The organism is Streptomyces odontomachicola, assembly GCF_039605595.1.
In the GTDB taxonomy this organism is placed as follows: domain Bacteria; phylum Actinomycetota; class Actinomycetes; order Streptomycetales; family Streptomycetaceae; genus Streptomyces.
Window position 1 is genome coordinate 507386 of the sequence record NZ_JBCFOK010000001.1, and the last position, 13785, is coordinate 521170.

The following is a 13785-nucleotide window of genomic DNA, read 5'->3' on the forward strand; positions in this document are numbered from 1 at the left end:
AGTGAATAATTTGCTGCTCGGTCGAGGCCGCATCGACGGCTTCCGCACCACCAGGAAGGCAGGGCTCATGGCAGGCACACCCACGGGAACCTCGGGACCGCGCACCGTACGGGCGCCGCGCGGCACCGCGCTCAGCGCGCGCGGCTGGCAGCAGGAGGCCGCCCTGCGGATGCTGCAGAACAACCTCGACCCCGAGGTGGCCGAGCACCCCGAGAAGCTCGTCGTGTACGGCGGCACGGGCAAGGCCGCGCGGGACTGGAAGTCCTTCGACGCGATGGTCCGCACCCTCCAGGACCTGCGCGCCGACGAGACGATGCTCGTGCAGTCGGGCCGCCCGGTCGGCGTGATGCAGACCCACGAGTGGGCGCCGCGCGTGCTGCTGGCCAACTCCAACCTGGTGGGCGACTGGGCGAACTGGGAGGAGTTCCGGCGCCTGGAGCAGCTCGGGCTCACCATGTACGGCCAGATGACGGCCGGTTCGTGGATCTACATCGGCACGCAGGGGATTCTGCAGGGGACGTACGAGACCTTCGCCGCCGTTGCTGCCAAGCGCTTCAACGGCACGCTCGCCGGGACGATCACGCTGACCGCCGGGCTCGGCGGCATGGGCGGCGCCCAGCCGCTCGCGGTCACCATGAACGACGGCGTCGCCATCTGCGTCGAGTGCGACGCGACCCGCATCGACCGGCGCATCGAGCACCGGTACCTGGACGTGCGCGCCGACTCGGTCGCGCACGCGCTGCGGCTGGCCACCGAGGCGCGGGACGCGCGCCGTCCGCTCTCCATCGGCCTGCTGGGGAACGCCGCCGAGGTGCTGCCCGAGCTGCTGGCCGCGGGCGCGCCGATCGACATCGTCACCGACCAGACCTCGGCGCACGACCCGCTGTCGTACCTGCCGGTGGGCGTCGCGTTCGACGAGATGGCCTCGTACGCGGAGAAGGACCCGGCGGGCTTCACCGCACGCTCGCGCGAGTCGATGGCCAAGCACGTCGAGGCCATGGTCGGCTTCATGGACGCGGGCGCCGAGGTCTTCGACTACGGCAACTCCATCCGCGGCGAGGCCCAACTGCACGGGTACGCGCGTGCCTTCGACTTCCCCGGCTTCGTCCCCGCGTACATCAGGCCGCTGTTCTGCGAGGGCAAGGGCCCCTTCCGCTGGGCGGCGCTGAGCGGCGACCCCAAGGACATCGCGGCCACCGACCGCGCGCTGCTCGACCTCTTCCCCGAGAACGAGTCCCTCGCGCGCTGGATCAAGATGGCCGGCGAGCGGGTCAGCTACCAGGGCCTGCCCGCGCGCATCTGCTGGCTGGGCTACGGCGAGCGGGACCGCGCCGGCGAACGCTTCAACGAGATGGTCGCCGACGGCACGCTCTCCGCTCCGCTGGCGCTGGGCCGCGACCACCTGGACTGCGGCTCGGTGGCCTCGCCCTACCGCGAGACCGAGGCCATGGCCGACGGCTCCGACGCCATCGCCGACTGGCCGCTGCTGAACGCCATGGTCAACGTGGCCTCCGGCGCCTCCTGGGTGTCCCTGCACCACGGCGGCGGCGTCGGCATGGGCCGCTCGATCCACGCGGGCCAGGTCTCCGTCGCCGACGGCACCGCGCTCGCGGGCGAGAAGCTGCGCCGGGTGCTCACCAACGACCCGGGCATGGGCGTCATCCGCCACGTCGACGCGGGGTACGAGCGCGCCGACGAGGTCGCGGCCGAGCGGGACGTGCGGGTGCCGATGCGGGAGGGTGGCGACGCGTGACGGCGTCCGACAGCCCCGGCGCGAAGGCGCCCTCGTTCCACGAGATGTGGGCCGACCTCCTGCCGATCGGCAGGAACGCCGACACCGGCGGTTACCGCCGCTTCGCGTGGAACGGCCCCGACCTGGAGTGCCGCGCCTGGTTCCGCGCCCAGGCCGAGACCCGCGGGCTCGCGTACGAGGTGGACAGGAACGGCAACCAGTGGGCCTGGTACGGCGATCCCGCACGGGGCGACGCCGTGGTCACCGGGTCGCACCTGGACTCGGTGCCGGACGGCGGCGCCTTCGACGGTCCGCTCGGCGTGGTCTCCGCGTTCGCCGCGCTCGATGAACTGCGGGCGCGCGGCACGGAGTTCGCCCGCCCCCTGGGCCTGGTCAACTTCGCCGACGAGGAGGGCGCGCGCTTCGGCCTCGCCTGCGCCGGCTCCCGCCTCGTCGCCGGCACCCTCACCCCGGAGCACGCCCACACGCTCACCGACCGGGACGGGGTGACCCTGCCCCGGGCCATGGAGCAGGCGGGCATCGACCCCGAGGGCATCGGCGCTGACCCCGAACTGCTGGGCCGCATCGGCGCGTTCGTCGAGCTGCACGTGGAGCAGGGCAGGGACCTGGCGCTGCGCGAGGAGCACACGCCGGTCGGCGTGGCCTCCGCGATCTGGCCGCACGGCCGCTGGCGCTTCGACTTCCACGGGGAGGCCAACCACGCGGGCACCACCCGCCTGGAGGACCGCCGCGACCCGATGCTCACCTACGCGGCCACCGTCCTCGCGGCCCGCGAGCAGGCGGGCGAGGCGGGGGCCCGTGCGACCTTCGGCAAGGTCGAGGCCGCGCCGAACGGCGTGAACGCCGTGCCGTCCCTCGTACGCGGCTGGCTGGACTCCCGCGCGGCCGACGAGGAGACGCTCGCCGCCGTGGTGGGCGGGATCGAGCGGGCCGCCGACAAGCGGGCCGGGCTCGACGGCACCGAGGTGCGGGTGACCCGCGAATCCTTCACGCCGGTCGTGGAGTTCGCGCACCCGCTGCGCGACCGGCTCGCCGGACTGCTCGGCGGCGCCCCGGTGCTGCCCACGGGCGCGGGACACGACGCGGGTATTTTGTCCGCTTCGGTGCCGACCGCCATGCTGTTCGTCCGGAACCCCACCGGGATCTCCCACTCGCCGGCCGAGTTCGCCGAGGAGGACGACTGCGTGGCCGGAGTGACCGCACTCGCCGACGTACTGGAAGGGCTCGTGTGCCCGTGAGCGCAACGACGTACCAGAACGCGACCACGTACTGGTGTGAACACGCCTGGCTGAACGGCACCGTGGAGCCAGGCGTGCTGCTCGGCACCACGGCCGACGGCCGCATCGCGGAGGTCCGTACGGGGGCGGAGGCGCCCCCGCCCGGCGCGGTGCCGCTGCGCGGCCTGGTGCTGCCCGGCATGGCCAACGCGCACTCGCACGCGTTCCACCGCGCGCTGCGCGGCACCGTGCAGGTGGGCTCGGGCACTTTCTGGACCTGGCGCGAGGCGATGTACCGCATCGCCTCGCAGCTCACGCCCGACACCTACTTCGCGCTGGCCAGGGCCGTGTACGCGGAGATGGCGCTCGCCGGGATCACCTGCGTCGGCGAGTTCCACTACCTGCACCACGCGCCGGACGGCACCCCGTACGAGGATCCCAACGCGATGGGCGAGGCCCTGATCGCCGCGGCGTCCGAGGCGGGCATCCGGATCACGCTGCTGGACACCGCCTACCTCGCCTCCGGCTTCGGCACGAAGGGCCGCGGCGCGCCGCCCGAGCAGCACCAGCGGCGGTTCTCCGACGGCACGGCGGAGAAGTGGGCCGAGCGTGCCGCGGCCCTCAAGCCCTCCGAGCACGCCCGCATCGGCGCCGCGGTCCACTCCGTGCGGGCCGTTCCCGCGCGGGAGCTGGGCACCGTGGCGGGCTGGGCCGAGGAGCGCTCGGCGCCGCTGCACGTCCACCTCTCCGAGCAGACAGCGGAGAACGACGCGTGCCAGGAGGCACACGGCCGCACCCCCTCCGCCCTGCTGCACGAGCACGGCGTCTTCGGCCCGCGGACGACGGCCGTGCACGCCACCCACCTCACGGACGAGGACATCGCGCTGCTCGGCGGCGCGTCCACGGGCGTGTGCATGTGCCCCACCACGGAACGTGACCTGGCGGACGGCATCGGCCCGGCGCCCGCGCTCCAACGCGCCGGCTCGCCCCTGTCGTTGGGCAGCGACAGCCACGCGGTGATCGACCTCTTCGAGGAGGCGCGCGGCATGGAGCTGAACGAGCGGCTGCGCTCGCGCACCCGGGGCCACTGGACGGCGGCCCAGCTCCTGCGCGCCGCGACCGAGGACGGCCACGCCGCGCTGGGCTGGCCGGAGGCCGGCCGTCTGGAGACCGGCGCGCTCGCCGACTTCGCCGCTGTCTCGCTCTCCTCGGTGCGCACCGCGGGCCCGCTCCCGCGCTTCGCCGCCGAGACCGCCGTCTTCGCGGCCTCGGCCCCCGACGTGCGGGACGTGGTCGTGGGCGGCAGGCACCTGGTCCGCGACGGCGCTCACACCGCGGTCGGCGACGTGGCACAGGCGCTGAACGCCGCGATGGCGCAGCTCCGTTGAGTGCTCGCCGAGCATCCGCAGCACGTACGTACATCCCGTAGGGGAAGGAAGCGATGAGCACCCTCATCCACAACATCGGCTCGCTCGTCACCAACGACCCGGAGCTCGGCGAGGGGCCGCTCGGGATCGTCCGGGACGCCGCCGTCGTCCTGGACGGCGAGCGGATCGCCTGGGCCGGGCCCGCGCACCGGGCGCCCGAGGCCGACGGCGCGCAGGACGCCGGGGGCCGCGCCGTGCTCCCCGGCTTCGTCGACTCGCACTCGCACCTGCTCTACGCGGGCGACCGCACGGAGGAGTTCAACGCCCGCATGTCCGGGCGGCCCTACACCGCGGGCGGCATCCGTACGACGGTGTCCGCCACCCGCGAGGCCACCGACGAGGAGCTGTCGGCGACCCTCGCCCGGCACCTGCGCGAGGGAGCGCTCCAGGGCACCACCACGCAGGAGACCAAGTCGGGCTACGGCCTCACCGCGGACCAGGAGTCCCGCGCGCTGCGCATCGCGGCCGAGCACACCGACGAGGTCACGTATCTGGGGGCGCACATCGTGGCCCCCGAATACGCGGAGGACCCCGCGTCGTACGTGGAGCTGGTCACCGGCGAGATGCTGGACGCCTGCGCACCGCACGCCCGTTGGGTGGACGTGTTCTGCGAGAAGGGCGCCTTCGACGGTGACCAGGCGCGGGCCATCCTCGAAGCGGGCCGCGCGAAGGGGCTCGTGCCCCGCGTGCACGCCAACCAGCTCTCGTACGGGCCCGGCGTGCGGCTCGCCGTGGAGCTGGAGGCGGCCTCCGCCGACCACTGCACGCACCTCACGGACGAGGACGTGGACGCGCTGGCGCAGTCCGGCGGCCGGACCGTGGCCACCCTCCTCCCCGGCTGCGAGTTCTCGACCCGCGCCGTGTACCCGGACGCCCGCCGCCTGCTGGACGCGGGCGTCACGGTGGCGCTGTCCACGGACACCAACCCGGGCTCCTCGTACACGTCCTCCATCCCGTTCTGCATCGCCATCGCGGTGCGGGAGATGGGCATGACCCCCGACGAGGCGCTGTGGGCGGCGACGGCGGGCGGCGCGAGGGCGCTCCGCCGCGACGACGTGGGCCGCCTGAGCCCCGGCGCCCGCGCGGACCTGATGCTCCTGGACGCCCCCAGCCACGTGCACTTCGCCTACCGGCCGGGTGTGCCGCTGGTGGAGCGGGTGTGGCAGCGGGGCGAAGTGGTGCGGTAAGCGGAAGTCGTGCGGTGAGGGGCAGCCCCCGGCCGTGGCGGCGCAGAGTCGCCAACTCGCCTCCGCCTAGCTCCTCTTGGAGGCGAAGGCGTTGCGGTACTCCCGCGGCGAGGTCGCCAGCCTCGCCGCGAAGTGCTGCCGCATGGTGACCTCGCTGCCGAAGCCGGAGCGCCTGGCCACCTCGGGCATGGGGTGGTCGGTGTGCTCCAGCAGCCGCTGGGCGAGGGCGAGCCGCTGCTCCAGGAGCCAGGCCAGCGGGGTGCTGCCGGTGGTGGCGGCGAAGCGGCGGGCGAAGGTGCGCGGCGCCATCCCGGCCCAGCGGGCGAGCCGGGACACCGGCAGCGGCTCGTCGAGGCTGCGCAGCGCCCGCTCCCGCACGGCGGCCAGCGCGTCGGAGTCCCGGTCGGTGCGTGGGGTGGGCCGCTCGATGAACTGCGCCTGGGTGCCCGCCCTGAAGGGGGCGGTGACCATGTGGCGGGCCACGGCCGAGGCCGTCTCCGACCCCTGGAAGGTCCGCATCAGGTGCAGGCACAGGTCGATGCCCGCCGCGGTACCGGCCGAGGTCCAGATGCCGCCGTCCTCGACGTGCAGCGCCTCGGGATCGACCGTGGCCCGCGGGAAGCGCGCGGCCAGCCGCTCCGCGAGCCGCCAGTGGGTGACCGCGCGCCGCCCGTCCAGGAGCCCGGCCTGCGCGAGGGTGAAGGCCCCGCCGCACAGCGCCGCCACCGGGGTGCCGCGCGCGTGGGCGCGGCGGAGCGCGGCGAGCACCGGGGCTGGAGCGGGGGTGTCGTGATCGTCCAGACCCGGCACCACCACCAGATCGGCGCGCGGGAGCCAGGCCAGGGTGCGGTCCGGTGTGAGGGAGAGCCCGCCCCGTACCGGTACGGGCGCGGGCTCCGCGGCGCAGCGCCGCAGCAGGGAGGGCGGTACGCCGTGGTGCGAGCGGTCCACGCCCCACACCTCGGTGATCACGGAGACGTCGAAGGCGCGCACCCCGGGGAAGACCAGCATCGCCACCTGGAACGGGGCGGCAGCGGCGGCCGGAGGGGGAGCGGGGGAGGCGGCCGGCGAAGCGGAGTCGGTCAGCGAAGGTGAGGGCACGCCGCCAGTATGCGCCGCCGCGGCGCCTTCCCGAAGTGGCAGTAAGCCATCGATAGTGTGCGTTGCTGCCACTGTTTCCCGCGCTTACCCCGCCGGATGCTGAGGGCATGGACAACGACAGCGCTCAGCAGACCGCTCGGCTGGACCTCGAGATCTCCGGGAACGCGGCCCTCGTACTGGTCGACGTGCAGAAGGGGTTCGACGCCTACCCGCAGCCGCGGAACAACCCCGGCGCGGAGGCCAACATCGCCGCGCTGGCCGACGCCTGGCAGGACTCCGCGCGCCCCGTGGTCTTCGTGCGGCACGACTCGCGCGAGCCGGACTCGCCGCTGCGGCCGGGGCAACCGGGCAACGACCTCCAGGACTTCGTGGCGGAACGGCGCGGAAAGGGCTCCCCCGACCGGGAGTCGCTGATCACCAAGCACGTGAACTCGGCGTTCCTCGGCGATCCTGACCTGGCGCACTGGCTCACCGAGCGGGGCATCGGCCAGATCGTGCTGGCCGGCGTCCAGACCAACTTCTGCGCCGAGACCACCGCGCGGATGGGCGGCAATCTCGGCTTCGACGTGGTGTTCGCGCTGGATGCCACGTACACCTTCGACCTGGAGGGACCGCACGGCTGGTCGCTGACGGCCGACGAGCTGTACCGCGCGACCGCGGTGAACCTGCACGGCGGCGGCTTCGCCCGGGTCGTACGGACGGAGGAGATCCTCAAGGCGGCGTGAACGGCCCGGGACGAGGAGGGCCGACGCGAAGAGGGCCGGGCGGCACATGCCGCCCGGCCCTCACGCCGTATCCGGAATCCGGAGTCACGAGGTCTCAGACCCCCGCGGGCTCCGGGACCTTGCTGTCGGAGCCGCCCTGCGGGCCCTTGCCGTCGTCGTCCCCGTCATCGGCGGAGCCACCGCCGCCCGGGCCGCCCTCGGAACCGCCCTCGGAACCGCCCTCGGGGCCGTCCGAGGCGTCCTCGGACATCTCGCGCTCCACCTGCTCCAGCGTCGGGTTGCGCCAGGCGCTCTTGAGGCCCCAGACGTAGAAGAGCAGGCCGATGACCGCCACGACCACCAGGTCGAGGCCCTGCGGCAGCCAGCCCTTGCCGCCGAACTCCTTGCCGCCGGTGTACGACACGAAGGCCATGACCAGCAGGTACGCGACCATCCACGCACCGGACTTCAGGTGCGGCTTCAGCTCGGCCCAGGGCTTGCGCAGCTCGTACCAGGCCCACACCGGCAGGCCGATCGCCATGATCAGGATGACCTTGCCGGTGAGCGGCCAGCGGCCCCAGTAGAGGACCAGCGAGCCGAAGACCATCGCCAGCGGCGCGATGAACGGCATCGCCTTGAGCTTCACCGGACGCTTCAGGCCCGGCGACAGCTTGCGCAGCGACATCACGGCGACCGGGCCGGTGATGTACGAGATCACCGTGGCCACCGAGACGATCTCGGCGAGCGAGCCCCAGCCGCGGAAGACCGCGAGGAAGATGAAGGAGATCGCCAGGTTCAGCACCAGCGCGGGGCGCGGGATGCCGGTCTTCTTGTCCACCTTGCCGAAGACGCCCGGCAGGTGCCCGTTCTCCTGCACGCCGTGGATCATGCGCGAGGTGGTCGCCGCGTAGATCATGCCGGTGCCGGAGGGCGAGATGAAGGCGTCCGCGTACAGCAGCATGGCCAGCCAGTTCAGGCCCCAGGCCAGCGACAGGTCGGCCAGCGGGGAGTCGTACGCGAGCCCGCTCCAGCCGTCCTTCGCGAGGTCGGCGGAGGGGACGCCGCCGAGGAAGGCGACCTGCAGCGCCAGGTAGATCAGCAGCGCGATGACGATCGAGCCGATCACGGCCTTGGGCAGCGAGCGGCCGGGCGACTTGGCCTCGGCCGACATGTTGATCGGCGACTGGAAGCCGTTGTACGCCCACACGATCCCGGAGACGGCGACCGCGGTGAACACCGCGCTCCAGCCGTTCGGCGCGAAGCCGCCGTGCTCCTTGATGTTGCTCGTGTCGAAGTGCGCGGCGATCAGGGCGCCCGCGGTGAGGATCGGCACGACCACCTTGAACACGGTGATCGCGGTGTTGGTCTTCGCGAACAGGGTGATCGCGAACCAGTTCATGAAGAAGTAGAAGACCAGCAGCACGCTCGCGCAGGCGATGCCGCTGCCGGTGAGCTGCTTGCCGTCGAACAGCGCCTGCGCCCAGCCGAAGTCCCAGGACGCCATGTACTGCACCGAGGCGGTGGCCTCGCCGGGGATGACGGACACGATCGCGATCCAGTTGGCCCAGGCCGCGAGGTATCCGGCGAGCGAGCCGTGGCTGTACTGCCCGTAGCGGACCATGCCGCCGGCGCGCGGGAACATCGAGCCCAGCTCGGTGTAGGTCAGCGCGATGGTCAGGGCCACGACGGCGCCGATGACCCAGGCGAGGATCGCCGCGGGACCCGCGATGGCCGCGGCCTTCTCGGCGCCGAACAGCCAGCCGGAGCCGATGATCGAGCCGAGCCCGGTGGCCGTGAGGGCCACGGTGCCCAGGGAACGGCGATAGCCGCCGTTACCGCCCTGGGGGCTGTTGTCCCCCTGGGACGTGGATGTGGGCATGCTGCTCAAAGTTCCGGGTCTCCCTTCGCCTCCGTGACGGAGTTCGGACCGCGCCCCCCGGAGTCGGTTCAGGGAGAAGCCGGAGAAGTACCCATCAGGGCAAGGGGCTGGGTCCGCCGTTCAACAGCAAGGTCTTACTCATGTCACAACCTCGGCATGCTCTCATGATGTGAACGGTGATTAATACACCTTCTTTGCGGCGGCACAGGTGACAAACGCCACTCGGAGCGGACATGCGGAACCGCGGGCGCCGCCAATCGGCGCCCGCGGGAGCACAGTTGGCCCGGGCCCTCGCACGGGGCTCGGCGCGGGCCTCAGCCGCCGGTGCGCCGCAGCCGCACGACGGGGATGTCCCGGTCCGTCTTCGCCTGGTACTCGGCGTACGGCGCGAAGAGCTCGACCAACTCCGGCCACACGCGCCGCTTCTCCTCCGCGGAGAGCGTCTCGGCGCGCGCGGTGAAGCGCTCGGTGCCCACCCGCAGCCGCACCTCGGGGTTCTCCACCAGGTTCAGATACCAGGCGGGATGCCGGTCGGCCCCTCCGTACGAGGCCACGATCAGGTAGTCCTCGCCGTCCTGCCCGTAGATCAGGACGGTGCGCCGCCAGGTGCCGGTGCGGCGGCCCTCGTAGTCCAGCAGCAGGCAGGGCGCCCCGAAGATCTCGGTGCCCTCGGTGCCGCCCGACTCCTCGTAGAGCCGGGCCTGTTCGGCGACCCAGTCGGTCGGGGTGACGACGACGTCCCCCGCTGCTCCTCCGGTCCCCTCGGCCATGGACGGACTCCTCTCCGGTGCGTGTCCGGTGCGTGTACGTGAAGGCACCGTTACGGATCGTGCCGAGGGCAACACCCGCGCGAGGAGAGGAATTCCGGTGGCGCCAGGGCAAAGGAATAGCAAAGCGCAAAGAGGAGGCAAAGCGAGCGCGGGAGAAGGCTCCGCCATAGACCCCGTACACGCGCAGGACCCCCTACACACGCAGTGGGCCGCCCCGGTGCTCTCGTACCGGGACGGCCCACCCGCGGGCGTGTGGGGCGGGCAGCGGCGGCCGCCCGCATCGCACGCACTGTCACGCAGCGTGGCGCGACGTGAATGACGGGGTCACTCGTCGGCTGTCAGCCCCTTGCGGAGCTTGGCGAGGGTCCGCGACAGGAGCCGGGACACGTGCATCTGGGAGATCCCCAGTTCCTCGCCGATCTCGCTCTGCGTCATGCCGGCCACGAAGCGCAGCGAGAGGATCTTGCGGTCGCGCGGCGGCAGTTCGGCGATCAGCGGCTTGAGGGACTCGACGTACTCGATGCCCTCGATGCCGTGGTCCTCGTAGCCGATCCGGTCCGCGAGGGTGCCCTCGGCGTCGTCCTCCTCGGGCTGCGCGTCCAGCGAGCTCGCCGTGTAGGCGTTGCTCGCGGCCATGCCCTCCACGACCTCCTCGGCGGAGATGCTCAGGCGCTGGGCCAGCTCCTCCACCGTCGGGGCGCGGTCCAGCCGCTGGGCCAGCTCGTCGCCGGCCTTGGCGAGGTCCAGGCGCAGCTCCTGGAGGCGGCGCGGCACGCGCACGGACCAGGAGGTGTCGCGGAAGAAGCGCTTGATCTCGCCGACGATCGTCGGCATCGCGAAGGTGGGGAACTCGACGCCTCGGCTGAGCTCGAAGCGGTCGATCGCCTTGATCAGCCCGATCGTGCCGACCTGGACGATGTCCTCCATGGGCTCGCTGCGCGAGCGGAACCTGGAGGCGGCGAACTTGACGAGCGCGAGGTTGAGTTCGACCAGCGTGTTGCGCACATAGGCGAACTCGTGAGTGCCTTCTTCGAGGTTCTCCAGCCGCTCGAAGAGGGTCTTGGACAGGGCTCGCGCATCCAGCGGACCCACCTCGTCATAGGGTGGGATCTCAGGGAGCTGGAGCTGGTCGAAGAGCTCTTCGACCGTTTCCGGGCTCGTGGGTTCCGGGAGCTCTTCTGCCGGGAAGTGCTCGGGCACCTCGGGTGCTCCGGGCGTCTCCAGGGCGGCCTCCGGGTCGGTGGGTTCCGATATCCCGTGGTCGAGCCGGGGTGACATGGTGTCCTCCATAAGTCTCGGCATATGGCTGCCGGGGCCTGACGTGCACTGCGGTGTGCGGCGCCTCCAAAGCCGACGCGTTTGCGGATGTCTCTTCTACGCCTACCTGCTTTCACACGGGCATGGCAAGTCCTTTATGTCCGAATTTGCCCGGTTGTGTGGGTTGTTCGGCTACCGGACGGCGCGGGGAAGGCGTAGGGTTCGGGGCGCCTGACGGGGGCAGCAGAGAGCGGGCGCTTTCGCAAGCAGAAGGCAATCGAAGGGAACTGCATGGACCGCGGGATGCCCGGCAGCACGAGCCGGGGCCGGCTGACGGTCGAGGTACGCCACGAGGGCATCAGCGCTGTGGTGACGCCCACCGGTGAGCTCGATCACCACACCGCGGAACTGCTGAGCGAGCCGCTGGAGCAGTGCGTGGAGGAGGGCTACGGCCGGCTGGTCGTGGACTGCTCCCAACTGGAGTTCTGCGACTCGACGGGGCTGAACGTACTGCTCGGCGCCCGGCTGAAGGCCGAGGCGGCGGGCGGCGGGGTGCACCTGGCCGGAATGCTGCCCGTGGTGGCACGGGTCTTCGAGATCACCGGCGCCGAGGCGGTGTTCACGGTGCATGATGATCTTGATGCGGCGTTGGAGAATGTTCCGGGCGCGTGACCCCCGCAGGCCCGCACGCGCGGGCACGCGTTGCACGCGTCACACCGGCCCGCCCGAATCCGTGGGTGTTCCCGCGGTACGGAGGGGCAGGAGACCCCTGAATCTGTCAGACATTCGTCACCTCGCGGACCAGAGCGCGCGAGGGACTGAAACGGTAAATCGGTGATCGGTGAGGTGAATCACGGATGAGCACCACCCGGCCGCACCCGGCTGGCGACTGCGGGCCGGAGCCCGAGGGCGCCGCGGCCGCCGCCGCGCCGGAGGCCGGGGATGCCCCGGGCACCCCTTCGCACACCGAGCCGCGGACCGCCGATGAGGAGGACGCCGTGCCCGGGGCGACGCAGTCGGTACGGCAGGTGCGCAGGCTGCGCCTGACGGGTGCGAGCGGACCCGTGCCGCGCGCCCGTGACTTCACCCGGCAGGCGCTCCAGGACTGGGGCTGGCTCCCCGCGGCCACCGGCGACCAGCGCGCCGCGGCCGAGGACGTGCTGCTGGTCGTGTCCGAGCTGGTGACCAACGCCTGCCTGCACGCCGACGGACCCGAGGAGCTGCGCATCGGCGCCGGCTCCAAGGTGCTGCGGCTGGAGATCGTGGACCTGGGCACAGGCGCGCCCTCGCCGCGCACCCCGCACAGGGCGGGACGGCCCGGCGGGCACGGCATGTTCATCGTCCAGCGGCTGTGCCTGGACTGGGGCGTGGTGCGCAACCCCGAGGGCACCGGCAAGACGGTCTGGGCCGAGCTGGCCGCGCCGAGCTGATCCGGCCGCCCGCCGAGCGCCGCGCCGCAGCAACTCCCGCGCCCCGTACGGAGGTTCCGTACGGGGCGTTTTCGTATGCCTGCCCCGGCGCGGGCCCCGAACGGCCGGGAACCCCGTGAAATCGGGGTCTGTGCGCTCTCTTCCCTCGGCAAGGTCCCCGTCGTACTGTCCCCTTCCGGCCTTGGATCTGATGTGCCGTCAGTTTCGCGCCACACAGAGCCGGTCCGCACACGTCAGTCCGCACACAGCCAGTCCGCACAGAGCGAGCCAGGACGAAGGGGGTACCCCCGGTGTACCGGAGCAGCGAGCGTCGACCGAGCGGGCCGCGGGGCCGCGCAGCGGCGGCGCTGACCACGGCGGTGGCCGCGGGGGCAGCGGTGCTGCTGGCCGCACCCGCCGCACAGGCCAAGACCGTGGACGTCGACTACCAGTGCAAGACGCCCATCGGACAGAAGGGCGCGGTCTCGCCGATCGACATCAAGAGCACCAAGAGCGGCGACGGCTACAAGCTCACCATGTCCTTCCAGAAGGGCGTCTCCTCCAGCCCCGTCGAGCTGGGCAAGGGCGCGATGAAGCCCAGCGCGAAGATCGAGCTGGGCGGCGCCGACAGCGGCCAGGTCGATGTGAAGGGCCCGCCCAACGACAAGGCGATCCCGCCCAACACCCCGATCAAGGTCAGCACGCTGACCGGGGACTACTCGCCCAAGAAGAGCGGCAAGGTCGACTTCACGCCGGGCGTCCTCACCATCAAGGCGATGGGGACCACCACCACCTGCACCCCCAAGAACAAGCCGGATCCGGCGCTGAGCCTCGATGTGAAGAGCGCGGGCGGCGGTGGCGGCGGTGCGCCCGCCGGCGGTGGCGGCGAGTCGGCGCCGGGCGGCGGGGCGAGCGGCGGTTCGGGCGGCGGCTCCGAGCTGCCGCAGACCGGTCCAGCCGACTCGGCCGTCGCGCTGGGCACGCTGGGCGGCACGGTGCTGCTGTCCGGGGTCGCCGGCGCGCTGTGGCTGACCCGGCGCAACGCGACCGCTCGTACCCGCTGACGCATTGCGTTCGCGTA

12 protein-coding genes are annotated in these 13785 nt (G+C 72.3%); 8 read left to right on the forward strand and 4 right to left on the reverse strand.

Features of this window, described 5'->3' with window-relative positions; all coding sequences use genetic code 11:
* Positions 1-67: 67 nt before the first annotated feature.
* Genes hutU through hutI form a run of 4 tightly spaced genes read left to right on the forward strand, consistent with a single transcriptional unit; the run spans position 68 to position 5584 of the window.
* Positions 68-1753, forward strand: a complete 1686-nt coding sequence (gene hutU / locus ABEE00_RS02390) for a urocanate hydratase (protein WP_345743463.1) — start codon at positions 68-70, stop codon at positions 1751-1753.
* Between the two features lie 44 nt (positions 1754-1797).
* Positions 1798-2991 carry an allantoate amidohydrolase gene (locus tag ABEE00_RS02395; protein ID WP_345743549.1) on the forward strand — a complete coding sequence of 398 codons (1194 nt, stop codon included), beginning with the start codon at positions 1798-1800 and terminating at the stop codon, positions 2989-2991.
* Positions 2988-4358 (forward strand): formimidoylglutamate deiminase, encoded by a 1371-nt coding sequence (locus tag ABEE00_RS02400; RefSeq protein WP_345743464.1) that lies wholly within the window; start codon positions 2988-2990, stop codon positions 4356-4358. The genes ABEE00_RS02395 and ABEE00_RS02400 overlap by 4 nt, the downstream gene beginning before the upstream one ends.
* A gap of 53 nt (positions 4359-4411) precedes the next feature.
* Positions 4412-5584: an imidazolonepropionase gene (gene hutI / locus ABEE00_RS02405; RefSeq protein ID WP_345743465.1), complete on the forward strand. Its 1173-nt coding sequence runs from the start codon at positions 4412-4414 to the stop codon at positions 5582-5584.
* A 66-nt stretch (positions 5585-5650) separates the two neighbouring features.
* Here the strand turns inward: hutI and ABEE00_RS02410 are convergent, their stop codons facing one another.
* The gene (locus ABEE00_RS02410) at positions 5651-6595 is read right to left on the reverse strand and encodes a GlxA family transcriptional regulator (protein WP_345743550.1); all 945 of its coding nucleotides are present in this window, start codon (positions 6593-6595) and stop codon (positions 5651-5653) included.
* A gap of 197 nt (positions 6596-6792) precedes the next feature.
* On the opposite strand from ABEE00_RS02410, the gene ABEE00_RS02415 reads away from it, so the two are divergent.
* Positions 6793-7410: a cysteine hydrolase family protein gene (locus tag ABEE00_RS02415; protein ID WP_345743466.1), complete on the forward strand. Its 618-nt coding sequence runs from the start codon at positions 6793-6795 to the stop codon at positions 7408-7410.
* A gap of 94 nt (positions 7411-7504) precedes the next feature.
* Here the strand turns inward: ABEE00_RS02415 and ABEE00_RS02420 are convergent, their stop codons facing one another.
* The 3 genes from ABEE00_RS02420 to ABEE00_RS02430 form a co-directional block, all read right to left on the reverse strand.
* Positions 7505-9268, reverse strand: a complete 1764-nt coding sequence (locus ABEE00_RS02420; RefSeq protein WP_345743467.1) for an APC family permease — start codon at positions 9266-9268, stop codon at positions 7505-7507.
* 314 nt (positions 9269-9582) lie between these two features.
* A complete protein-coding gene (locus ABEE00_RS02425; protein WP_345743468.1) occupies positions 9583-10038 on the reverse strand; it encodes a nitroreductase family deazaflavin-dependent oxidoreductase in 456 nt (151 codons plus the stop codon).
* A 324-nt stretch (positions 10039-10362) separates the two neighbouring features.
* Entirely contained in the window at positions 10363-11316 is a 954-nt protein-coding gene (locus ABEE00_RS02430) for an RNA polymerase sigma factor SigF (RefSeq protein ID WP_345743469.1), read from the reverse strand.
* Positions 11317-11586: 270 nt separating this feature from the next.
* Here ABEE00_RS02430 and ABEE00_RS02435 point away from each other — a divergent pair, with 270 nt between their 5' ends.
* From ABEE00_RS02435 to ABEE00_RS02445, 3 genes are all read left to right on the forward strand, one after another.
* Complete coding sequence (locus ABEE00_RS02435; protein ID WP_345743470.1) at positions 11587-11967, forward strand: STAS domain-containing protein; 381 nt, start codon at positions 11587-11589, stop codon at positions 11965-11967.
* A gap of 185 nt (positions 11968-12152) precedes the next feature.
* Positions 12153-12725, forward strand: a complete 573-nt coding sequence (locus ABEE00_RS02440) for an ATP-binding protein (protein WP_345743471.1) — start codon at positions 12153-12155, stop codon at positions 12723-12725.
* A gap of 290 nt (positions 12726-13015) precedes the next feature.
* The gene (locus tag ABEE00_RS02445) at positions 13016-13768 is read left to right on the forward strand and encodes an LPXTG cell wall anchor domain-containing protein (protein ID WP_345743472.1); all 753 of its coding nucleotides are present in this window, start codon (positions 13016-13018) and stop codon (positions 13766-13768) included.
* Positions 13769-13785 lie beyond the last annotated feature (17 nt).